General features: G+C 72.0%; 15 protein-coding genes. 3 read left to right on the top strand and 12 right to left on the bottom strand.

Features of this window, described 5'->3' with window-relative positions; all coding sequences use genetic code 11:
• Positions 1-46: 46 nt before the first annotated feature.
• Together ACH47X_RS25295 and ACH47X_RS25290 are read right to left on the bottom strand one after the other, a co-directional pair.
• Positions 47-1,003, bottom strand: a complete 957-nt coding sequence (locus ACH47X_RS25295; protein WP_051433169.1) for an ABC transporter permease — start codon at positions 1,001-1,003, stop codon at positions 47-49.
• Between the two features lie 17 nt (positions 1,004-1,020).
• Positions 1,021-2,550, bottom strand: coding sequence for a sugar ABC transporter ATP-binding protein (locus ACH47X_RS25290; protein ID WP_397407978.1), 1,530 nt, complete (start codon positions 2,548-2,550; stop codon positions 1,021-1,023).
• Between the two features lie 75 nt (positions 2,551-2,625).
• Here ACH47X_RS25290 and ACH47X_RS25285 point away from each other — a divergent pair, with 75 nt between their 5' ends.
• Entirely contained in the window at positions 2,626-3,807 is a 1,182-nt protein-coding gene (locus ACH47X_RS25285; protein WP_397407977.1) for an ROK family protein, read from the top strand.
• A gap of 65 nt (positions 3,808-3,872) precedes the next feature.
• Here the strand turns inward: ACH47X_RS25285 and ACH47X_RS25280 are convergent, their stop codons facing one another.
• Both ACH47X_RS25280 and ligA read right to left on the bottom strand, forming a co-directional pair.
• Positions 3,873-6,902: a family 16 glycoside hydrolase gene (locus tag ACH47X_RS25280; RefSeq protein ID WP_397407975.1), complete on the bottom strand. Its 3,030-nt coding sequence runs from the start codon at positions 6,900-6,902 to the stop codon at positions 3,873-3,875.
• Between the two features lie 204 nt (positions 6,903-7,106).
• Complete coding sequence (ligA, locus tag ACH47X_RS25275) at positions 7,107-9,398, bottom strand: NAD-dependent DNA ligase LigA (RefSeq protein ID WP_397407973.1); 2,292 nt, start codon at positions 9,396-9,398, stop codon at positions 7,107-7,109.
• A gap of 157 nt (positions 9,399-9,555) precedes the next feature.
• Between ligA and ACH47X_RS25270 the strand changes: the two genes are divergently transcribed.
• Positions 9,556-11,088: a flavin-containing monooxygenase gene (locus ACH47X_RS25270; RefSeq protein ID WP_397407971.1), complete on the top strand. Its 1,533-nt coding sequence runs from the start codon at positions 9,556-9,558 to the stop codon at positions 11,086-11,088.
• Between the two features lie 108 nt (positions 11,089-11,196).
• Here ACH47X_RS25270 and ACH47X_RS25265 read toward each other — a convergent pair whose 3' ends face one another.
• The 5 genes from ACH47X_RS25265 to ACH47X_RS25245 all read right to left on the bottom strand — a co-directional run bounded on the left by ACH47X_RS25265 (position 11,197) and on the right by ACH47X_RS25245 (position 15,583).
• On the bottom strand, positions 11,197-12,450 hold the full coding sequence (locus ACH47X_RS25265; protein ID WP_397407969.1) for a cytochrome P450: 1,254 nt from the start codon (positions 12,448-12,450) through the stop codon (positions 11,197-11,199).
• Positions 12,447-12,977, bottom strand: coding sequence for a GTP-binding protein (locus ACH47X_RS25260; protein WP_020017548.1), 531 nt, complete (start codon positions 12,975-12,977; stop codon positions 12,447-12,449). Before ACH47X_RS25260 ends, ACH47X_RS25265 begins: the two co-directional genes overlap by 4 nt.
• A gap of 61 nt (positions 12,978-13,038) precedes the next feature.
• The gene (locus tag ACH47X_RS25255) at positions 13,039-13,392 is read right to left on the bottom strand and encodes a DUF742 domain-containing protein (protein ID WP_020017549.1); all 354 of its coding nucleotides are present in this window, start codon (positions 13,390-13,392) and stop codon (positions 13,039-13,041) included.
• 113 nt (positions 13,393-13,505) lie between these two features.
• Complete coding sequence (locus ACH47X_RS25250) at positions 13,506-13,898, bottom strand: roadblock/LC7 domain-containing protein (protein WP_026366069.1); 393 nt, start codon at positions 13,896-13,898, stop codon at positions 13,506-13,508.
• A 17-nt stretch (positions 13,899-13,915) separates the two neighbouring features.
• Entirely contained in the window at positions 13,916-15,583 is a 1,668-nt protein-coding gene (locus ACH47X_RS25245) for an ATP-binding protein (RefSeq protein WP_397407966.1), read from the bottom strand.
• 322 nt (positions 15,584-15,905) lie between these two features.
• Here ACH47X_RS25245 and ACH47X_RS25240 point away from each other — a divergent pair, with 322 nt between their 5' ends.
• Positions 15,906-18,053, top strand: coding sequence for a prolyl oligopeptidase family protein (locus tag ACH47X_RS25240; protein ID WP_397407964.1), 2,148 nt, complete (start codon positions 15,906-15,908; stop codon positions 18,051-18,053).
• A gap of 106 nt (positions 18,054-18,159) precedes the next feature.
• On the opposite strand, the gene ACH47X_RS25235 is transcribed toward ACH47X_RS25240, so the two are convergent.
• The 3 genes from ACH47X_RS25235 to ACH47X_RS25225 all read right to left on the bottom strand — a co-directional run bounded on the left by ACH47X_RS25235 (position 18,160) and on the right by ACH47X_RS25225 (position 21,747).
• The gene (locus ACH47X_RS25235; protein WP_397407962.1) at positions 18,160-19,197 is read right to left on the bottom strand and encodes a hypothetical protein; all 1,038 of its coding nucleotides are present in this window, start codon (positions 19,195-19,197) and stop codon (positions 18,160-18,162) included.
• A gap of 193 nt (positions 19,198-19,390) precedes the next feature.
• On the bottom strand, positions 19,391-20,584 hold the full coding sequence (gene mnmA, locus ACH47X_RS25230) for a tRNA 2-thiouridine(34) synthase MnmA (protein WP_397407959.1): 1,194 nt from the start codon (positions 20,582-20,584) through the stop codon (positions 19,391-19,393).
• Positions 20,581-21,747: a cysteine desulfurase family protein gene (locus tag ACH47X_RS25225; protein WP_397407994.1), complete on the bottom strand. Its 1,167-nt coding sequence runs from the start codon at positions 21,745-21,747 to the stop codon at positions 20,581-20,583. Before ACH47X_RS25225 ends, mnmA begins: the two co-directional genes overlap by 4 nt.
• Positions 21,748-21,820 lie beyond the last annotated feature (73 nt).

Raw genomic sequence — 21,820 nt, 5'->3', positions numbered from 1 at the left:
TCTCCCTTGATCCGGGGTGGAAATGCTGGGTTGGCTTGTGGAGGTACTAGGTGGTCGAGACGCGCTCGCGCGACGCGAACCACTGCTGCAGCAGGACGGCGCCGACGATGATCGCGCCCTTGGCGATCGCCTGGACCGAGCTGTCGAGGTTGTTGAGGACGAACACGTTGGTGAGCGTCGAGAAGATGAGGACACCGAGGACGGTGCCGGTGATGGTGCCTCGGCCGCCGGCCAGCAGCGTGCCGCCGACGACGACCGCGGCGATGACGTCCAGCTCCAGCAGCGTCCCGTGGGTCGAGGAGCCGGCCGTGGTGCGGGCCAGCAGGATCACGGCGCCGATGCCGGCGGTCAGGCCGGCGAGCCCGTACAGGTACAGGGTGTGCCGCTTGATCTTGATCCCCGCCAGCCGGGAGGCCTCCGGGTTGCCGCCCACCGCGACGGTACGTCGTCCGAACGTGGTGCGATTCAGCAGGAACCAGCCCGCGGCCGCGACCACGACGAAGATCCAGACGATCGTCGGCACGCCGAGCGGCCGTGCCTGGAAGACGTCGAAGAACGGCTCGACGTCGACGATCTGGGTCTGCCGGCCCGCGATGATCTCTGCGAGCCCGCGGGCTGCCGCCAGCATCGCCAGCGTCGCCATGAACGCGGGCATCTTGCCGTAGGCGACCAGCAGGCCGTTGATCAGGCCGGCCACCAGACCGACGGCGAGTGCGGTCACCGGGATGACCCACCAGCCGTAGTCCTCTGCCGCGTACTGCGTCGCCAGGGTCGAGGCCCAGACGGATGCCAGTCCGACCACGGCGCCGACCGACAGATCGATGCCACCCGAGGTGATGACGAACGTCATGCCGATGCTCACCACGCCCGTCACGGCCGCGAGGCTCAGGACGGTGATGAGGTTGCCGGTGCTCCAGAACCGCTCGCCGGCGGTCGCCACACCCACGACGATGAGCAGAATGAGGGCGAGCACGAGGCCGCCCATCCGCAGGGCCGGGCCCATGAGGGCCGATCGTTGGCTCACGCCACACTTCCTTCCATGACCAGGTCGAGCACGGCGTGCTCGTCGATTTCGCGGGCGGGACCCTCGTGGACCGCCTTGCCGTCGGAGATGACCAGCACGCGGTCCGCGAGGCCGAGCACCTCGGGGATCTCGCTGGACACGACGATCACAGCGGCGCCGTCGTCGGCCAGGCGGCGGATCAGGTTGTAGATCTCGGAGCGCGCGCCGACGTCGACACCCCGGGTGGGCTCGTCGAGCAGCAGCACGCGGCAACCGTGCACGAGCCAGCGCGCCAGCAGCGCCTTCTGCTGGTTCCCGCCGGACAGCGTGCGGGCGTTCCGGTCCACCCCGGCGGGCCGCAGATCGAGGGCCTCGACCTGCTCCCGGGCCGCGGCGCGCTCGGCGCCCTCGTCGAGCAGCCCGCCGCGGGCGATGCGCGAGAAGGTGGACAGGGTGATGTTGCGGTAGACCGGCTCGTCCAGGAGCAGGCCCTGGCTCTTGCGCTCCTCGGGGCACAGCCCGATGCCGGCGGCCACCGCGGCGTCCACCACGCCGGGGCGCAGGCGCTTGCCGCCCACGCGCACGGTGCCCGAGGTGGCGCGCCGGGCGCCGTAGATCGTCTCGAGGATCTCGGAGCGGCCCGAACCGACCAGGCCCGCGAGGCCTACGATCTCGCCCGCCCGGACGGTGAGGGAGACGTCGGAGAAGACGTTGCCGAGCCCGAGGTCCTCGACCTCCAGCACCGGTTCCGCGTCCTCGGCCACACCGGGGCGGTCGGGGAACGCGTACTCGACCGTCCGGCCGGTCATGAGCTGGATCAGCTCCTTGGTCGGGGTGTCCGCCACGACCAGGCTCTCGGCGACCGTGCGGCCGTCCTTGAGCACCGTGATGCGGTCGCCGAGCTGCCGGATCTCCTCCAGGCGGTGCGAGATGTAGACGACGGCGACGCCGTCGGCGGTGAGCTCGCGCACGATGCGGTGGAGGTTGCCGACCTCCTCGGAGTCCAGCACGGCGGACGGCTCGTCCATGATGACGACGCGCGCGTCACGCGAGAGCGCCCGGGCGAGCTGCACGATCTGCTTGCCCGCGGCGGGCAGCGAGCCCACCTCGCGGTGCGGGGAGATCTCCTTGTGACCGAGCCGGTCGAGGATCTTGCGGGTGTTCCGGGCCGCCTCGGACCGGCGGCTGACGCCGCCCGTCGCGAGCTCGTGGCCCAGGTAGATGTTTTCGGCGACCGTGAGGCCGTCCACGACGTCGAGCTCCTGGTAGATCGTCGCGATACCGAGCCGCAGGGCGGCCACGGGGTTCGCGATGACCACCGGCTCCTCGTCGATCAGGATCTCGCCCGCGGTGGGCTGGTGGGCGCCGGCCAGGGTCTTGATCAGGGTGGACTTGCCAGCCCCGTTCTGTCCCAGCAGGCAGTGCACCTCGCCGGGACGGACCTCGAGGTCCACACCGTCGAGCGCTCGCGCGCCGGGAAATTCCTTCACGATGCCACGCATGCGCAGCAGGGGCTGCTCTACCCCGGAGGGGTCCACGTCGACCATGTATCGAACGTAGTTGGACTTCTGACGACGGTCAAGCAAAAGTCGCGACTTCGCCCGCCATGATTCACTAGAGGCATGGTGGAAGTGGCACGGGAAGTGTTTCAGCAGGCACCCAAGGTGTCCGGCGCGGGCGATATGTTCCAGCTCCTGCGAGACGGCAGACCTCGCACGCGCGCGGATCTCGCGGCGGTCACAGGGCAGGCGCGCTCCACGGTGGCGGCACGCATCGACCTGCTCATGGCGGCGGGACTCATCGCCCCCGCGGGCGAGGCGACGTCGACCGGCGGCCGCCCGCCCGCGACCTTCGCGTTCGCGCCGTCAGCCCGCGTGGTGCTGGGGGTAGACCTCGGCGCGACGCACGCGCGGCTCGCCCTGACCGACCTCGCGTCGACCGTGCTGGCGCAGCGCGACCTGCCGCTCGTCATCACGGACGGGCCGGACCTCGTGCTCGACCGCGTGGCCGAGACGGGGGCCGAGCTGCTGCGTGAGGCCGGCCGGTCGGCGACGGACCTCGCCGGCGTCGGCGTCGGTCTGCCGGGCCCCGTGGAGCACGCGACCGGCAAGCCGAACAACCCGCCGATCATGCCCGGCTGGGACAACGCGGACGTGCCGGCGATCCTCGGCGCGCGGTTCCACGCCCCCGTGCTCGTGGACAACGACGTGAACATCATGGCGCTGGGCGAGCACCGCGCAGCCTGGCCCGACGTGGCCGACCTGCTGTTCGTCAAGGTCGCCACGGGCATCGGCGCGGGAATCATCGCCGACGGCGCGCTGCGGCGCGGCGCGCAGGGCTCGGCGGGCGACATCGGGCACGTGGCCGTGCCGGGCGTCACCGATGTCGTGTGCCGCTGCGGCAACGTCGGGTGCCTGGAGGCCATCGCCAGCGGACAGGCCGTGGCGAGCCGGCTGGAGGGCGCCACCACGCCCGCCGACGTCGTCGCCCTGGTGCGGGCCGGCGACGTGACCGCGAGCCAGGCCGTGCGCCAGGCCGGACGCGACATCGGCGCGGTGCTGGCCACGAGCGTGAGCCTGCTCAACCCGTCGATGATCGTGATCGGCGGCATCCTCGCGGACGCCGGGGAGCACATCGTGGCGGGCATCCGCGAGGTGGTCTACCAGCGCTCCCTGCCCCTGGCGACCCAGCACCTGCGGATCGTCACGGCGCGCACCGGCACCCAGGCGGGCGTGCTCGGTGCGAGCGCCATGGCCGTGGACCAGGCCCTCTCCTCGGACGCCGTGGACCGCCTGGTCGCCTGACCCGGTCCGCCACACGTCAGACGCTCAGATCCCCCGGGGGATCTGAGCGTCTGACTTCTCTGGGGTCAGCTCAGGTCCTTGACCCGGACGTCGCGGTAGCTCACCGCCTCGCCCTGGCCGTGGTTCTGGAGCCCGATGAACCCCTGGGCGAGGTCACGCGCGGGGTCGGTGCTGACGAAGTCGTTCACCAGCTCACCGTTGAGAATCACCTTGATCGTCTGCCCCTCTACCCGGATCTCGTAGGAGTTCCAGGACCCGACCGGCTTCAGCGCCCGCTCCACGGCCTCCGGGTCGGCGCCCTGGAAGGTGTAGATCGCGCCCGTGGTGCGGTCCGGCTCGTCGGTGGCGTCGATCTGGATCTCGTAGCCCTGGTTGACGGCGACCCAGGGGTCGTTGCCCGGGTCCGGGAAGCCGACGAAGACACCGCCGTTGTCGTCCTTCTTGAGCTTCCAGTCGAGCTTCAGGCTGTACTCGTTCAGCTCCGTGGCGTGCCAGAGCAGGCCCATGCCCCCGCTGCCGCGCAGGGTGCAGTCGCTCTGCCGGCCGAAGGAGCCCGGCCCGGCCATGTTCCAGCCGTCCAGCGAGGCCAGCGTGCCGTCGAACAGGGCGGTGTAGCCACGCTCGTACCGCTTCGGCGCGCAGATGTCGGCCCCGCCTCCGACCTTGAGGAGGTCGAGGTTGACGTTGCCGTCGTCGTCCTCGTCGTAGCGCAGCGTGATGGTGTTGACGCCCTTCTTCAGCGGGAGGTCGCGCGTCGCCGTGGCCCACGTCTTCCAGTCACCCGTGGACTCCAGCGCCCACGGCTCGACCTCCTGGCCGTTGACCAGCACCGACACCGTCTTGGTGCCCTGGAACGGGTTGGGCCCGTTCGAGTAGCGCAGGCTCACCGGCTGGGTACCGGCGCGCTTGACGGTGGTGGTGAAGGTCGCGGAGGCGCCGACCTGGCCGAACCCGGCCGCGAACCCGGAGCCGGAGTAGCCGTTGTGCTCGTTGGCCACGTTCGCGCTGCCACGGAGCGTCGCCTCCTCCGCCTCCTGGAACCCCGCGGGCGCCTTGTAGCCCGGGATGGCGTTGAGCGTGTACCAGGCCTCCGTGTTCCACAGCTCCCGGCCCTCGGCGTCCGCGAACGGACGCGGGCTGCGCAGGTGCACGACGTAGCCGGGCTGGCGCCCGTCCACGGTGAGCGTCACCTTGGTTCGGTCACGAGAGACCTTGGCGTCCGCCACGAACAGCTGCTGCTCGTCGACCTTCGGCCCGCCGTAGGCGCGCGTGGGCACGTAGCGCCAGTGGTCCATGCGGAACGCCGCGTTCGGGTCCTCGGCGATCTTGTCCACCGTCTCCTGCGAGAGCGGCTGCGTGTACTCGACCTCGAAGCCCTTCTTGGTGACCCGCATCTCGGTCATGTCGAAGGCGTCCTCGCCGTTGGGCGCGAGCTTCTGCAGGCCGTAGCGCAGCTTGCCGGGCTCGCTCCAGTTGCCGCCCTCGCCGATGCCGCCGACGTACAGGGCACCGTCGGGCCCGACGACGGTACGGTTCACGCCCGCCTCGAGGCCGGCCGAGTGCCGGAACACGGCGCCCTGGTACTCGCCGTCGACCTTCTCCAGGAAGCCGCGCTGCAGCCCGCCGTAGGTGACGTCGCCGAACACGAGCTGGCCCTCGTACGGGCCCTCCTCGATCTGCACGGGGGCGCTCGGCGAGTTACCGATCTCGTTCTGCGGCACCCACAGCGCCGGCGCCGAGACCGGCTTGGCGTCGTAGGGTCCGGCGGGGTTGGTGAAGTGGTTGAAGAACTTGCCCTGCTCGATGTGCACGAGCTTCGAGCTGGGCAGCCAGGCGCCCTGGTTGTCCATCACGAACAGCTCGCCGTCCGGGCCCTTGACCATGCCGTTCGGCGTGCGCAGACCGCCGGCGACGAACTCGACCTCGCCGGTCTCACGGTCCACCTTGATGGCGGTGCCGCGGTTCTCGGCGGGCTGCGGGTCCGTGGTGGCGCCGCCGTTGTTGATGGCCACCGAGAGGTTCACGTAGAAGCTCTCGTCGTCGTACAGCAGGCCGAACGCGAACTCGTGGAAGTTGCCGCCGAACGGCCACTCGGCCACCGTGCGGTGGTCGTCGTAGAAGCCGTCGCCGTCGGGGTCGGTGAGCTCGGTGAGCTTGTCGCGCTCCGAGACGTAGATCGAGTCCCCGATCACCGCGATGCCCATCGGGTTGAACAGGTCGGTGGCGACCTTCTCGTACGTGACCTCGTCCTTCGAGGTCTCGCCGGTCACGTTGTCCAGGAGGAAGACCTCGCCGGGCTCCGGGTCCTCGACCCAGCCGCCGGGGCTCACGGAGCCGGACGTGACCACGGCGAGGCGGTCGTCGTCGGTCCAGTCGAGGCCCGCGACCATGGGCTCGAAGCCCTCGGGCCGCAGGTCGGTCAGCGTGTAGCCGGGGTAGACGGAGTCCAGGCGCATGCCGTCGCCCGCCGAGTCGTCCTGGCCCTCGCAGTACTTGGTGCCCGGAGCGGTCACACGGACGACGCCGGCCTCGGTGCTCAGCACGCTGGACGGCACGACGACGAAGTCGCTGGTGCCCGGCGTGCGCCACTCGAGCTTGAGGATGTTGTCGTTCGTGTTGTCGAAGTACTCGACGCGCAGGTCGTGGTAGCCGGTGGTGAGCGCGACGGTGCCCTCCTTCGACTCCGCGCCGTGCAGACCGTCGTTGTCGATCACCTCGGCGTCGTCGATCACCAGGCGCGAGCCGTCGTCGCTGGTGAGCCGGAACTCGTAGTTCCCGTCCGCCGGCACGTTCAGGTTGGCCAGCGCGTGCGCGATGAAGCGCTCGCCCATGCCGAAGTCGGCCTCGGTCGAGTAGTCGATGGTGGGCTTGAGCTGGTCGACGTTCGGCGTCTGGCCCGAGCGGAGCGTGCACAGCTCGCTGAGGTCGCGGGCCAGGTCGTAGGTGCGGAGGGTGACACCCGGTTCCTGCGGTGGCAGGTCGTCCGCGGCGGTGGCGGCGGGCACGGCCCCGGACAGCATGACCGCTGTCAGCACGACGGCGGTCGCGCCTGCGGCCGCCTGTCTCGTGCGGATCTTGGTTCCACGTTGAAGCATGAGGTCTCCTCGGTCGGCATTGACCTTGCGGGGAGAACCTACGGGGGACTTCTGTCGGACGTCAAGCAAAAGTTGTCCGCTGGTCAGCGTTACAGGAGAGCCGCCATTAGCTCGCACCGACCTCCGGTCGGCAGTTGGCATCGAGCTCGGCACAGGCCTGTGCCGAGCTCGATGCCAACTGCCGACTTCGCGCGGATGGTCCCGCTACAGCGCCGCCGGGCCACCCTCCAGGAGCGCCTTGAACCCGTCCTCGTCCAGGGTCGGGATCTCCAGGGCCTCGGCCTTGGCCGCCTTGGTCCCGGCGTTCTCCCCCAACACCACGTAGTCGGTCTTCTTGGAGACCGACCCGGAGGCCTTGCCGCCCGCGGCGATGATGGCTTCCTTGGCGCCGTCGCGCGTGAAGTCCACCAGGGAACCGGTGACCACCACGGTGAGGCCCGCCAGGGGCCCGGTGGGCTCGGTGTCGGCCTCGGCCATCGCGGCCGGACCAGGGTGCCCCGGGGTGGCGAGCTGGACGCCGGCCTCGCGCCAGGCGGCGAGGATGCCCTGGTGCCAGTCGACCGCGAGCCAGGCCTTGATCTCGGCGGCGATCACGGGGCCCACGCCCTCGACGGCCGCGAGCTCCTCCTCGGAGGCCGCCTCGATCGCGTCCACCGAACCGAACCAGCCCGCGAGCGCCCGGGCGGCGACGGGCCCGACGTGCCGGATGTTGAGCGAGACGAGCATGCGCCACAGGTCCTTGGTCTTGGCGCGCTCGAGCTCCTCGAGGAGCTTGGTCGCGTTCGCCGACGGCGCCCAGTCCGGCAGGGTCTCCCCTGCCTCCTCGGCGGCGGCACGCTGCGCCTTGCCGTACGTGAGCTTGCGGCGGAACGGGGCACGGCGGCGCACCACGCCGTCGTCGTCCATCTTGGGCAGGCCGGTCTCGGCGTCGCGGACCACGGCCTCGATGGGCAGGAGCTGGTCGAGCGTGAGGGAGAACAGGCCTGCCTCGGTGACCAGCGGCGGGGTCTCGGGCACGTCGGGGTGGGTGAGCGCCGCGGCGGTCACCTCACCCAGCGCCTCGATGTCGAGGCCGCCGCGCGAGCCGATGTGCTCCACTCGCCCGCGCACCTGGGCGGGGCACGACTCCGCGTTGGGGCAGCGCAGGTCGACGTCCCCCTCCTTCATGGGGCGCAGGGGCGTGCCGCACTCGGGGCAGTTCGCCGGCATGACGAAGTCCTCGCGGGGGTAGCCGTCACCGGCGAGCGCGGTCACGGGCCCGAGGATCTCGGGGATGACGTCGCCCGCCTTGCGCAGCACGACCACGTCGCCGATGCGCACACCCTTGGCCCGCACCACGTCCTGGTTGTGCAGCGTGGCCTGGCGCACCGTCGAGCCCGCGACCTTGACCGGCTCCATCACGGCGTACGGGGTGGCGCGACCGGTGCGGCCCACACCGATCTGGATCGCCAGCAGGCGGGTGTTGACCTCCTCCGGCGGGTACTTGAAGGCGATGGCCCAGCGCGGCGCGCGGCTGGTCGAGCCGAGCTTGCGCTGCTGCTCCAGGGCGTCGACCTTGAGGACGATGCCGTCGAGGTCGTGCTCGATGTCGTGCCGGTGCTCGCGGAAGTACTCGATCATCTCCAGCGCGCCGTCCAGGCCGGGGATCACCCGGTTGTGCGGGGACACCGGGACGCCCCAGCCGGCGAAGAGGGTGTACGCGTCGGACTGCCGTTCGAGCTCGGTGTGCTCACCGGCCTGCCACTGCAGGGCGCCCACACCGTGGGCGTACATGCGCAGGTTGCGGCTCGCCGTGACCGACGGGTCCTTCTGGCGCAGCGAGCCGGCGGCGGTGTTGCGCGGGTTGGCGTACGGGTCCATGCCTGCCGCGACGAGCTTCTCGTTGAGCACCTCGAAGTCGGCGGTGGCCATGAACACCTCGCCGCGCACCTCGATGAGGTCGGGGTGGTCGGCCGGGTCGCCGGCGAGCTGCTGCGGGATCGAGGCGATGGTGCGCACGTTCGCGGTGACGTCCTCGCCCGCGCGGCCGTCGCCGCGGGTCACGCCGCGTACCAGGCGGCCCTTCTCGTACACCAGGGAGATCGCCAGGCCGTCGATCTTGACCTCGCACAGCAGCCCGGGGGTGTCGGTGCCCAGGTCGCGGTGCACCTTGTCGGCCCAGACCGCCAGCTCCTCGGTGCTGAACGCGTTGTCGAGCGACAGCATGCGCTCGATGTGCTCGACCGTCGCGAAGCCCGCGGTCGCGACGCCGCCGACGCTCTGCGTCGGCGACTCCGGCGTCATGAGACCGGGGTGCGCGGCCTCCAGCTCCTCCAGTTCGCGCATCCGCACGTCGTAGTCGGCGTCGGACGACACCGGGGCGTCGTTCTCGTAGTACGCCCGTCGATCCTCCTCGATCCGGGCGACCAGCTCTGCCCATCGGCGCTGCGCCGCTGTCTCGTCGCCCGTGTCGGCCGGTCCCGGGATGCCCGTCTTCTCGCTCACGGACACAATCATGGCGTGAACCACTGACATTCGAGCGGTCACCTTTGCGCGCCCGCGGCGAAGACGCTGCCGACCAGGCCATTCGCCGCGATCCGCCCACTATCGCGCAGGAGCACGTCCCGCTAACATTCGAGCAAAATGCCGCAAATCTACTGAGAGCAGGGGTCCCTTGAAGATCGCCGTCGTCGGTGCCGGGTTCGCAGGTCTGGCCACCGCGAAAACCCTCCGCGAGTTCGACCACGAGGTCACCGTCTTCGAAAAGGCACCGGATGTCGGCGGTGTGTGGAGCGCGACCCGTCGATACTCCGGCCTCCGGACGCAGAACAACAAGGATTCGTACGCGTTCTCGGACCTCCCGATGCCACGGGAGTACCCGGAGTGGCCGACCGGCGAGCAGGTGCAGGCCTACCTGGAGCGGTACGTCGCGAAGTTCGGGCTGCGCCCCTACCTCAGGCTCGCGACCGAGGTCGTGCGCGCCGAGCTGACCGACGCGGAGGACGGCTGGATGGTGACGGCGCGCCGCATCGGCGCCCCCGTCTCGTCGCCCGAGCGGTTCGACCACCTGGTCGTGGCCAACGGGATCTTCTCCGACCCGGTCTTCCCGCAGTACGAGGGCTACGCCGACCTGGTCCGCGCCGGCGGCAAGCTCGTCGCGTCCAGCCAGCTCAACAACATCGAGGACGCCCGCGGCAAGAACGTCGTCGTCGTCGGCTACGGCAAGTCCGCGTGCGACGTCGCCGCCGAGATCGGCGTGGTGGCCGAGTCCACCACCGTCGTCGCCCGGCGTCTGCTCTGGAAGATGCCGAAGCGCATCGCCAACTCGCTGAACATGAAGTACCTGCTGCTCTCCCGCCTCGGCGAGGCCCTGTTCAGGTACCAGGAGCTGGACAACGGCATGGAGCGGTTCCTGCACGGCCCCGGCGACAAGGTCCGCGCGAGCATGCTGTCGAGCATCGGGTCGGTCGCGACCTGGCAGTTCAAGCTCAAGAAGCTCGGGCTCGTGCCCACGGGCGAGTTCGCCGACATCGCCAACAGCACGGTGTCGCTGTCGACCGACGGGTTCTACGAGCAGGTCGCGAGCGGTGCGATCAAGGTGCACCGCGACACCGAGATCCAGCGCTTCGAGGCCGAGGGCGACCGCCCCGTCGCGGTGCTCAGCGACGGCAACCGCATCCCGGCCGACCTCGTGGTCTGCGGCACCGGCTTCCACCAGCGCGTGCCGTTCCTGGACGACGCCGTGTCCGCCCGCCTGCTGGACGACGAGGGCAACTACAAGCTCTACCGCCAGATCCTGCCCGACGGCGTGCCGAACCTGACCTTCGCGGGCTACAACTCGTCGCTGTTCTCGCCCCTGTCCGCCGAGGCGGGCGCGATCTGGATCGCCGCCTACCTGGCCGGCGTCGTGGACCTGCCCCCGGTCGAGGAGCGCCGCAAGCACGTGGCCGAGCGCGTGGCGTGGATGGAGAAGCGCACGGGCGGCAAGCACGCTCGCGGCACCAACGTCATCCCGTTCTCGATGCACCAGATCGACGAGACGCTCGACGAGGCCGGCGTGAACATCAGCCAGCGCGCCCAGGTCGTCCAGTGGCTCCTGCCGATCGACCCGTCCGTCTACAAGAACGTGGTGCCGCGCCTCAAGGAGCGCATCCAGGCGCAGTCCGCCAAGGAGCGGGTCGGCTCCGACTCCTCGTCCGTGGGCTGACCGCCCACCGACCCAGAAGCCGTCCTTCTGCGACACGGTAAGGACACACCGCGGGCCCGGCCGAGAGAATCGGCCGGGCCCGTGGTGTCTGTGTCGGACGGCGGAGCGTCAGGGCTGGCTGCCGCCCGCCAGCGGGGACGTGAAGCGGACCGGCAGGCTGCGCGGGTACCGCGACCACGGCGAGACCGACATCTTGATCGAGTCATAGGCCACGGTCAGCTCCATGTCGAGGATCCTGCGCAGCAGGGTGTCCACGGCGATACGGCCGATGAGCGGGCCGATGCGGTGCGCGGGGCACGAGTGGGCCCCGGCGCCCCACGTGAGGTGGAACCGGCTGCCCAGCTCCTCCCACGGGTCGTCGGTGCGGATGGCACGGTCGGCGTTGGCCGCCGCGACGGCGGGCACCAGGGCGTCGCCGAGCGCGATCCGGCGCCCGCCCAGCTCGCAGTCCTGCCGGGCGAACCGCGGCAGCACGTGCGGCGCCGGCGGGTGTCGCCGGGAGACCTCGTCGAGCGCGTCGTCGAGGTCGAGCCGACCCCGGCGCACGCGGGCCGCGAACGCCGGGTCGGTCAGGATCATGTGCAGGGTGCTCGCGATCCAGGCGATCTCGGCGTCGTGTCCCAGGCTGAACATCACTCCGATCGAGGCCATGACCTCGACGTCGTTCGCGTGGTTCGGGTGGTTCACGAGGGCCGTGGTCAGGTCCTCGCCGGGCTCGGCCCGGTGCGTCGCCACGAGCACCGCGAGCAGGGACTCCTGCTCCCGCGCCGCCGCACGGGCCTTCTCCTTGCCCGCGTACAGGGCCTCGGTGAGCTCGTGCATCTTGTTCCCGTCGGACAGGCTCATGCCGAACAGCTCGGTCATGACCATCACGGGGACCGCCACGGCGTAGTCGCGCACCAGGTCCGCCTCACCCCGGGGCATGAGGCGGTCGATGATCGCCTCGCACGTCACCGCCACGGTGCGGGCCAGCCGCTTCTCGTCGACGGAGCCGAGGGCGTCGTCGAGCGGGGCGCGCAGCCGGCGCTGCTGCATCCCGTCGAGGAAGTAGGCGTTCTCCCGCGGCGCGAGGGCGGCGAACACCCCGGAGTCCGCGGGCAGGGAGCGCTCCTGGACGTAGCGCCAGTTGCGCGAGTTGCGTGAGAACAGCAGCTCGTTGCGCATCACGCTGCTGGCCTCGTCGTAGCCCAGCACGAGCCAGGCGGGCACGCCGGGCTCCAGGTCCATGGGGGCCACCGGACCCCACTCGTCCCGCAGCCGCTCGTACAGCTTGTGCGGGTCAGGCGCGGTCGTGATGTCCGACAGCTGCATCCGGTCCGGGATCTCCTCCAGCCGCCGATGCAGCCTGTTGGCCAACGTCACGCGTTGACCTTCTGGAAGACCGGGAAGGTCATGGCGTGCTCGACCAGCGTGATGAGGGTCAGGACGGCGGACTGCCGGTCCCGGGCGTCGCACTCGACGATGGGCGTCTCCGGCAGCAGGTCCAGCGCCGCCCTGACCCGCTCGAGCGGGTAGTCCGGCGAGTCCGGGAACTGGTTGACGACCACCGCGAACGGGATCTTGGTGCGCAGCTCGAGCTGGTCCAGCACCTCGAAGCTGTCCTCGAGGTGCCGGGTGTCGATCATGACCAGCGCGCCCACGGCGCCGTCCGCCAGACCGGACCACAGGTCCCAGAACCGGCGCTGCCCCGGGGTGCCGAACAGGTAGAGCGCGATGTCCTCGGTCACGGTGATGCGGCCGAAGTCCATCGCGACCGTCGTCGTGTCCTTGTTCGGCTGCCCCGGGTCGATGCCCACGCTCGCCGTCGTGATGCGCTCCTCGGTGCGCAGCGGGTCGATCTCGCTGACCGCGCCGATCAGCGTCGTCTTGCCCACCCCGAAGGCGCCCACGACGAGGATCTTGACCGACCGTGCGACGGTCGGTGCCAGATGCTGTCCGGGAACCGGTCGGTCAGAGCTTGCGGAGTCCATCGAGAATCTTCTCCAGGATGTCCTTGCCGGGCAGGACGTGCGCTTGGTGGTTGGAACGGATCGTCAGGTTTCCCGCGTCGACCAGGTCGGAGACCATGACCGCCACGAGACTCACGGGTAGCGCCAGGTACGCCGCCACCTCTGCCAGCGCGAGCGTGCCCTGGCACAGCTGCACGAGCTCACGCTCCAGCCGCCCCGCCGTCGAGAGCACCGGACGGCTCTCGACGGCGCGCACGAGCGTCTCCGGTCGCAACGTGTTTCGCGACGGGTGCGCACGCCCCGAGGTGAGCACGTACGAGCGCACCGGGTGATCGCGGTACTCCTCGGTGTCCATCCCCTCGCCCCCTGTTGGTCGATCAGGTGTCGGTCGAGCTGGTGGTGCCTGAAACGGCCGGGCCACGGCGGGCCCGGGTACTGCTTTCCATGAAGCTGAAGCTGGTACCGGGATCAGCTGTTGATCCGGTCCGTGCCCAGCGTGCGCTCACCGATCATGAGCACCTGGGCCTGCATCTGCTGCGCAATCAGTGCCGGGTCGATCACCGTGTCCGTGATGACCGCCAGGCGGGAGCCGTCGCCGGCCCCCCGGACGAACAGGAAGCCGCCGTCGAACTCCACCATCACCTGGCGGATCGTGTCGCTGTTCCCGAACTCCCGGCTCATTCCGATCCCCAGCGCCGCTAGTCCGGCGCAAGCCGCCGCGACCTTGTCGGCCACGTCGAGCGGGGTCTGGTCGGTCCGAACCTTCATCAGCCCGTCGGAGGTGAGCACCACTACATGCCTGACCCCCCGTACACCACTGATGAGCTCGAGCATCCAGCTGTTGCCGTCGGTGCTCGTCATGCCGTCGGCCTGCGTAGTCATCGGTCCTCCGAAGTTCCGTCGGCGCCAGCCGACGGTTCGCTGCTGTCGTGTGAGTCCCCGAACCGCGCCTCGCTCGAGCTGAAGAAGGCGCCCATCCACTCGCCGGCCTCCTCGGCCGTCTGAGCGGGACCGGTGTCCTCGGTACGAGGCTCCGGCCTGGGCTCGGCCCGGTCACCGGGCACGTCCACCTCTCCACGGCGGGACCGCCGCTGCGGAAGCGCAGCCGGCTCGGGGAACTCGTCATCCTCAGGGCGGGCTCGCCCAGGGCGTAGGGGCAGCTCACCCGGGGCCTTCACGTGAGCACCGGCCACGGGCGTCTCCTCCTCGTCGTCGACCACGTCGCCGCGCACGCTGAGCGGCTCGACGGGTAGCACGGTCGCGGCGTCGGGCGCCGCGGGGGCTGGCCACTCGTCGTCCTCGGCGGGCTTCGCCGTGGGCAGCTCGGGCGCCTCCACGACGGCGGTGGCGGCGCGGCTGGAGGCCAGCGCGGCCACCCCGGTGGACGGCACGTGGGCGCTCGGCAGAGTGGCGGCGGGCGTGAGCATGCCGGACGGCACCACAGCCTCGGTGAGCTCGGCGGGGATCATGACGATCGCGCGCAGGCCGCCGTACACGGACTCGGTGACATCCACACGGAAGCCGTGCCGGCGGGCGTAGGTGCCGACCACGGCGAGGCCGGTCTGCGGGATCTCGCCCAGCTCGGTGATGCTGATCTCGCGCTTGCCGGAGGCGATGTCGCGCGCCTGCTCGAGCTGCTTGAGGTCGAGGCCCACGCCGCAGTCGTCGATCTCGACGACGGCACCACGTTGCACCTGGCGGAGAGCCACGAGCACCTGCGTGGTGGGCGGGGAGGACTGCGTGGCGTTGGACAGCAGCTCGGCCACGAGGTGGATGAGCGGCTCGACGATCCGAGCCGAGACGGCGACGCCGGGGTCACCCGACACCTCGACCCGGTGGAACGCCGTGATGCGGCTGGCGGCGCCCTTGACGACGTCGGGCAGCGGGAGCGGCTCGCTCCACTGCTGGCCCGGCCACTCGCCGCACAGGGCCGCGAGGCTCTGCGCCTGGCGGGCCTGCTGGGCCGCCGCGTGGTCGACGCGCATGGAGGTCTGCAGGATGTCCGCGTCGGTGGGGTGGCGCTGCACCATGCGCGCCGCCTCCTCCTGGATACGGTGCGCGGCGGCCTGGACCTTGCGGCTCAGGGCGACCACGGCCACCTGGACCGCGTCGCGCCGGGCGACCCGCTCCTCCTGCACCCGGGCGAGCATGCCGGCGGCCTCGTCGAGGCGGGCCTGCGCACGGGCGTCGCCCGGCAGGTGCGGCAGCGGCGGGGCGGGCTCGCTCTCCAGGAACGCGGGCAGCTGCTCCTTGGCCAGCGCGTCGAGCGCCGCGGACGCGGCGTCGGCGCGGTCCTCGGCCCGGCGGTAGGCGAGGACCAGGTCCTCGTGGGAGGCGAGGTCGTCCCGGGAGGATCGGGCGGCGATCAGCGCCGCCGCCACCGCGAGACCGACGGCGGCGATGCCGACGAGCCAGGCGGGCCATGTGGAGCTGGCGCCGGTGGCGGTGAACAGGACGGGTGCAACGAGGACGTAGGCAATCACGCCGGCGACGCACACCCAGGGCGCGACCTGGCGCAGCCTGCTGGGCGGAGGAGAAGAAGACATCGAGCTCACCGAGCCGATCCCCCTAGTAGTTGTGTCGTCAGAGTCCGGGTGGTCCGGACGACGGATGCCGCTACCTGGACCTCGAACTCGGCTGAAGAGGGCGAACAACCCCCTGGAGTGCAGTTTCTACCACAGGGCGTCCCACACGTGGAAGGGCACGACCGTGGTGCGAAGTGCGAAAATATGTGCCAGTGAGGAATGGGGACAGACCGTGGCCGAGTAACCCCCCAAATCAGCAAAAAACGGGCACACACGGTTCAGGCGCGCGGCAAGCGGGCCCGGCGACGGCGGCCGTCGCGACCGGCCGCGTAGGGTGCTCATCATGAGCGCCGAGCCCACCCAGACCGACACCCGAACCGCTCTCCCCGCGACCCCGCTCGACCCCGCGACGGACCCGTTCGCCTGGCTCGAGGACGTCGAGGGCGCGGCCGCCCTGGACTGGGTCCGCGAGCGCAACGCGCACAGCGCGGCCGCCCTGGGCGGCGACCGGTTCACGACGATCGAGGGCGAGGTCCGCGAGGTCCTCGACTCGGACGACAAGATCCCGCACGTCTCGAAGGTCGGCGAGCACTACTACAACTTCTGGCAGGACGCCGGGCACCAGCGCGGCCTGTGGCGCCGGACCACGCTCGACTCCTACCGGACGGACGCGCCGGAGTGGGAGACCGTCCTGGACCTGGACGCGCTCGCCGAGCAGGAGGGCGAGAGCTGGGTCTGGCACGGCGCGAGCGTGCTGCGCCCGACGCCGGAGCAGCTCGCGGCGGGCGAGCCCCGGCGGCACGCGCTGGTCGACCTGTCGCCCGGCGGCTCGGACGCGGACGTCACGCGCGAGTTCGACCTGGTCACCAAGCAGTTCGTGGCGCCGGAGGAGGGCGGGTTCGTCCGGGCGGAGGCCAAGGGCGGGCTGTCCTGGGTCGATCAGGACACCGTGTACGTGGCGACGGACTTCGGCGAGGGCACCATGACGCCGTCGGGCTACGCCCGCCAGGTCAAGCTGTGGCGACGGGGCACCCCGCTGGAGGAGGCCACGCTCGTCTACGAGGGCACGGCGCAGGACATGGCCATCGGCGCCTACCGGTCGCACACGCCCGGGTTCGAGCGCGACTTCGTGTACCGCGCGCTCCGGTTCTACGCCCAGGAGACGTTCCTGGCCACCGGTGTGGGGACTCCCGACCAGGAGCTCGTGAAGATCGACGTGCCCGACTCGGCGAACGCGAGCGTGCACCGCGAGTGGATGCTGGTGCGGCTGCGTGACGACTGGACGGTGGGCGGGACCACGTACCGCGCCGGGTCCCTGCTCGCCACGCCGTTCGACGACTTCATGGCCGGCTCGCGGGACCTGACCGTGCTGTTCGAGCCGACGGCGACGACGTCGCTCGCCGGGATCACCTGGACGCGTCACCACCTGGTGGTCAACGTGCTCGACGACGTGAAGAACCTGCTGCACGTGCTGACGCCGCCGGCTTCGGGGGCCGACGAGGAGTGGGTCCGCTCCGAGCTGCCCCTGGGCGGGGAACTGCTCACGGTCGGGGTGGGCGCGGTGGACGTCGTCGACTCCGACGACGTCTGGGTGGTCACCACCGGGTACCTGACGCCGTCGACCCTGGGCCGGGCGACCGTGGGCGCGCAGGAGACGCCGGAGGTGCTCAAGTCCGCGCCGTCGTACTTCGAGGCGGCAGGCCTGGAGGTGCGCCAGGAGTTCACGACGTCGGACGACGGCACGCGCGTGCCGTACTTCGTCGTCGGACGGGCCGACCTGGTCTCGGGCGAGGCCGGTCCCGCGCCGACGCTGCTGTGGGGCTACGGCGGGTTCGAGCACGCGATCCTGCCCGGGTACTCGGGCACGATCGGGCGCGCGTGGCTGGACCGCGGCGGCGTGTACGCCGTGGCGAACATCCGCGGCGGCGGCGAGTACGGGCCGGCCTGGCACCAGGCGGCGCTGAAGGAGAACCGGCACCGCGCGTACGAGGACTTCGCCGCCGTGGCACGCGACCTCGTGGCCCGGGGCATCACCGTGCCCGCCAAGCTGGGCATGGAGGGCCGGTCCAACGGCGGGCTGCTTGCGGGCAACATGCTCACCCAGTACCCGGAGCTGTTCGGCGCGGTCATCGTGGGCGTGCCGCTGCTGGACATGAAGCGGTACTCGCACCTGCTGGCGGGCGCGTCGTGGATGGCGGAGTACGGCGACCCGGACACGGCCGACTGGTCGTTCATCCAGGGCTTCTCGCCGTACCACCTGTTCGACGCCGCCCGGGAGTACCCGCCGGTGCTGTTCACGACGTCGACCAAGGACGACCGGGTGCACCCCGGGCACGCCCGCAAGATGGCGGCGCTGATGCTGGCCGCGGGCAAGGACGTGACGTACTACGAGAACATCGAGGGCGGCCACGGCGGTGCGGCTAACAACGCGCAGGCGGCGTACATGGCGGCGACCCACTGGACGTTCCTCTGGAACCGCCTGGCGGGCTGACCACCTGAGGCTGACCGGGTCGGCCTGACCCCTTCACCTTCGAGGCCCCACTTTTCTTCGCTTTGAGCGACGTCAAAGCGAAGAAAAGTGGGGCCTCGAAGTGGAGTCAGGCCTCGGCCTTCTCCGCGAGGGTCTCCGCCACGCGGCCCAGGTTGGCCAGCTCCGCACGGTGCGCGTCCACCGGGCCGAGGGCCCGCCGGGGTGCGGCCAGGAGCGTGACGTCGCCGAGCCCCGCGGCCGGCAGGCCGATGCGCCGCCAGGGTTCCGCGACCAGCTGGGCCAGCTCGCCGAGCGCCGGCCCGGCGCACTGCGAGACCTGCGCGGGCGGCAGCCCCGCCCACAGCCCCGTGCCCCGCTCGACGGCCCGCGCGATCAGCTCCCAGGCCTTCTCGTTCCAGCCGCCGGGGCCGACCTCCGCCAGGTCGAGGCCCAGCGCGTCCGCACCGGCGAGCACCACGGGGGGCACGCCCACCCAGGTGCCGCCGAGGTGGACCACGGAACGCGCGCCGGCGTCGCGCACGGCGGCGAGCACCGGCTCCAGCCCGCCGACGATCCCCGGGCCGTCCACCGCGCGCAGCCGCGAGTACCCGGAGAACGTGGGCAGCACGCCCGCGTGCACCTGGCCGAGCAGCGGCTCCGCGAGCTGCACCGTGACCTCGGCGCCGGGCACCTGGACCACGATGTCGGCGACCAGCGTGCGGAGGCCGTCGGCGAGGGCGAGCGCCAGGTCGGCGCGGGCCCCGGCGTCCGCCAGGACACGGTCCCCGCGGGCCGACCAGAGCTGGGCCGCGAGCGTCCAGGGCCCCAGCACCTCGACCGCGAGCGGTCCGGCGTGGCCGTGCGCCGCGATCGCGAGCGCGCCCAGGTCCTCGCGCCAGAACGTGTCGGTCTGCCGCGCGTCGGCGCCGGGCCGGTCGGTGAGCTTCCAGCCGTGCGGGCCCAGCTCGACGGGCATCTCGGTCAGGCGTGCCGCCGTCCGCCCCAGGGCGTCCGCGCCCGGGCCGCGCTGCGGCAGCTGGGTCAGGAAGGGCACCGCGCCGACGCCGGTCGGAAGCTCGGCGAGCTCGCCCAGGGCGATCTGCTGGGCCTCCAGCACGTCGCGCTCGCCGCCGGGCCACGGCCCGTGCCCGCTCACAGCGGTCATCAGCTCTCCTCGTTCAGGGGCGCGGGGCCGGCGCCGGTGGTCCGGCGCCCCGGCCCGCGCCGAAGGTACAGACCCGAGGGTACGGCTCGGGCGGGCCGGGTCCCGACGACGACGGGGCCGGGCGCACGTCGGGCCGCCCCGCAGGCCGGGCTCAGGCCGGGCCGGGCTCAGGCCGGGGCAGGCCAGGCCGGGCTCAGGCCGCCGGCGCGCGCCAGGAGCGCGCGACCGTGGCCTGGCCGAGCACCCGCGTGTCGCGGTAGACCACCAGGGACTGGCCCGGGGCCACGCCCCGCAGCGGCGTGCCTGTCAGCGCCACCTCGAGCGAGGCGCCGTCGGCCCGCACGCGCGCCGGGACGGGCGCACCGTGCGCCCGGACCTGCACCTCGGCGTCGAACCAGCCGTCCGCGTCGGGTACGACGGCGCCGTCCGGCACCCCGCCGTCCGCCGCCGCACGGCCCGCCGTCCCTTCGCCGCCAGGCAGCACGCCTTCGAACCACAGGGACTTCTCCCCCGCGATCCGGTCCACGCTCAGCAGCTCGGCCGGCCCCACGACCACGGTGTTCGTCGAGGGCTGCACGTCCACCACATAGCGTGCCCTGCCGTCGGCGGCGGGCCGGCCCAGGGCGAGCCCGCGCCGCTGCCCCACGGTGAAGGCGTAGGCGCCGTCGTGCTCGCCGACCACCTCGCCGTCGACGTCCACGACCTCGCCCGGGCGGGAGCCCAGGCGGTCGCGCAGGAAGCCGCGGGTGTCGCCGTCGGCCACGAAGCAGATGTCGTAGGAGTCGGGCTTGGCCGAGACCGACAGGCCGCGGCGCTCGGCCTCGGCCCGCACCTCGTCCTTGGACGCGAAGCCGCCGAGCGGGAACATGGCCCGCGCCAGGCGCTCGGGCCCCGCCACGGCCAGCACGTACGACTGGTCCTTGGCGTCGTTCGGCGAGCGGTGCAGCTCGCGCACGGTGCGCGCGCCGCCGTCGGGCAGCGCGACCTCGCGCGTGACGATCTGCGCGTAGTGGCCGGTGGCCACGGCGTCGAACCCGAGGGCCGTCGCCTTGTCGAGCAGCGCCTCGAACTTGATGTGCTCGTTGCAGCGCACGCACGGGTTGGGGGTGCGGCCCGCCTCGTACTCGGAGAGGAAGTCGGCGACGACGGTGTCCTCGAAGCGCTCGGACAGGTCCCACACGTAGTACGGGATGCCGAGCATGTCGGCGGCCCGGCGGGCGTCGCCGGCGTCCTCGATGGAGCAGCAGCCGCGCGAGCCCGTGCGGAACTGGTCCCGGTTGCGCGAGAGCGCCATGTGCACGCCCACGACGTCGTGCCCGGCCTCGACCGCGAGCGCGGCCGCGACCGCGGAGTCCACGCCGCCCGACATGGCGGCCAGCACCCTCACGAGGCACCACCCATCGCGCGGCCGGACACGAGGCCCGCGGCCTGTGCCCGCGCCACGACCTGCGGCAGGGCGGCCACGAGCCGGTCGACGTCGGACTCGGTGGACGTCGCCCCGAGCGTGAAGCGCAGGGCGCCGCGGGCCTCGGCCTCGGGGACGCCCATGGCGAGCAGCACGTGCGACGGCTGCGGCACCCCGGCCTGGCACGCCGAACCGGTGGAGGCCTGCACGCCCGCGGAGTCCAGCAGGTAGAGCAGGGAGTCGCCCTCCGCACCGGGGAACGTGAAGTGCGCGTTGCCGGGCAGCCGGTCGCCCGCCGCGGGCTCTGGGCCGCGCAGCACCGCGGACGGCGCGGCGTCCCGCACCCGGGCGACCAGGTCGTCGCGCAGCGCGCGCAGGCGCGCGGCACGCTGGGGCAGGCAGTCGACGGCGTGCCGGGTGGCGACGCCGAAGGCCGCGATCGAGGCCGCGTCCAGCGTGCCGGACCGCACGCCGCGCTCCTGGCCGCCGCCGTGCAGCACGGCGTCGAGCGCGAGGTCGCGCCGGGCGAGCAGCGCGCCGACGCCGACGGGGCCGCCGATCTTGTGGGCCGAGACGGTCATGGCGTCCACGCCGGACTCCGCGAAGTCGACCTCGGCCTGGCCGACCGCCTGGACGGCGTCGGTGTGCACGGGGATGCCGTAGGGCCGGGCCGCGCGCACGACGTCGCGGACCGGCTGGATCGTGCCGACCTCGTTGTTGGCCCACATGACGCTGATCAGCGCGGTCTCGGCGGCGTGGGCGGCGAGCTCGGCGCGCAGGGCGTCGAGGTCGAGCCGGCCCTCGGCGTCGACGGGCAGCAGCACGATCTCCGCGCCCGCGTGGCCCGCGAGCCAGAACGCGGGGTCGAGCACGGCGTGGTGCTCGACGGCGGAGACGAGCACGCGGGTGCGGCGCGTGTCCTGCGCGCGGCGTCCCCAGAAGATGCCCTTGATCGCGAGGTTGTCCGCCTCGGTGCCGCCCGAGGTGAAGATGACCTCGCTCGGCCGGGCGCCCAGCGATCCCGCCACGGTCTCGCGCGCCTCCTCGACGGCGCGGCGCGACGTACGGCCCGCGGAGTGCAGCGACGACGCGTTGCCGGTGCGCTGCGCCTCGGCGACGTACGCCGCGAGCGCCGCCGCCGACATGGGCGTGGTGGCGGCGTGGTCGAGGTACGCCCCTTCGGGCTCGCGGGGCTGCTCACCGTGGGCGCCGCTCGCC

It is taken from the genome of Promicromonospora kroppenstedtii, assembly GCF_044389675.1.
GTDB lineage: Bacteria > Actinomycetota > Actinomycetes > Actinomycetales > Cellulomonadaceae > Promicromonospora > Promicromonospora kroppenstedtii.
The sequence above is the reverse complement of the archived record's forward strand: the minus strand, read 5'-3'. Positions and strand labels throughout refer to the sequence as shown.

Excerpts from the sequence above, each read along its gene's own strand:
- ACH47X_RS25295 (WP_051433169.1), bottom strand. The coding sequence starts at position 1,003 with ATGGGCCCGGCCCTGCGGATGGGCGGCCTCGTGCTCGCCCTCATTCTG.
- ACH47X_RS25290 (WP_397407978.1), bottom strand. The coding sequence starts at position 2,550 with ATGGTCGACGTGGACCCCTCCGGGGTAGAGCAGCCCCTGCTGCGCATG.
- ACH47X_RS25285 (WP_397407977.1), top strand. The coding sequence starts at position 2,626 with ATGGTGGAAGTGGCACGGGAAGTGTTTCAGCAGGCACCCAAGGTGTCC.
- ACH47X_RS25280 (WP_397407975.1), bottom strand. The coding sequence starts at position 6,902 with ATGCTTCAACGTGGAACCAAGATCCGCACGAGACAGGCGGCCGCAGGC.
- ligA (WP_397407973.1), bottom strand. The coding sequence starts at position 9,398 with ATGATTGTGTCCGTGAGCGAGAAGACGGGCATCCCGGGACCGGCCGAC.
- ACH47X_RS25255 (WP_020017549.1), bottom strand. The coding sequence starts at position 13,392 with ATGGACACCGAGGAGTACCGCGATCACCCGGTGCGCTCGTACGTGCTC.
- ACH47X_RS25250 (WP_026366069.1), bottom strand. The coding sequence starts at position 13,898 with ATGACGAGCACCGACGGCAACAGCTGGATGCTCGAGCTCATCAGTGGT.
- ACH47X_RS25245 (WP_397407966.1), bottom strand. The coding sequence starts at position 15,583 with ATGTCTTCTTCTCCTCCGCCCAGCAGGCTGCGCCAGGTCGCGCCCTGG.
- ACH47X_RS25240 (WP_397407964.1), top strand. The coding sequence starts at position 15,906 with ATGAGCGCCGAGCCCACCCAGACCGACACCCGAACCGCTCTCCCCGCG.
- ACH47X_RS25235 (WP_397407962.1), bottom strand. The coding sequence starts at position 19,197 with ATGACCGCTGTGAGCGGGCACGGGCCGTGGCCCGGCGGCGAGCGCGAC.
- ACH47X_RS25225 (WP_397407994.1), bottom strand. The coding sequence starts at position 21,747 with ATGTCGGCGGCGGCGCTCGCGGCGTACGTCGCCGAGGCGCAGCGCACC.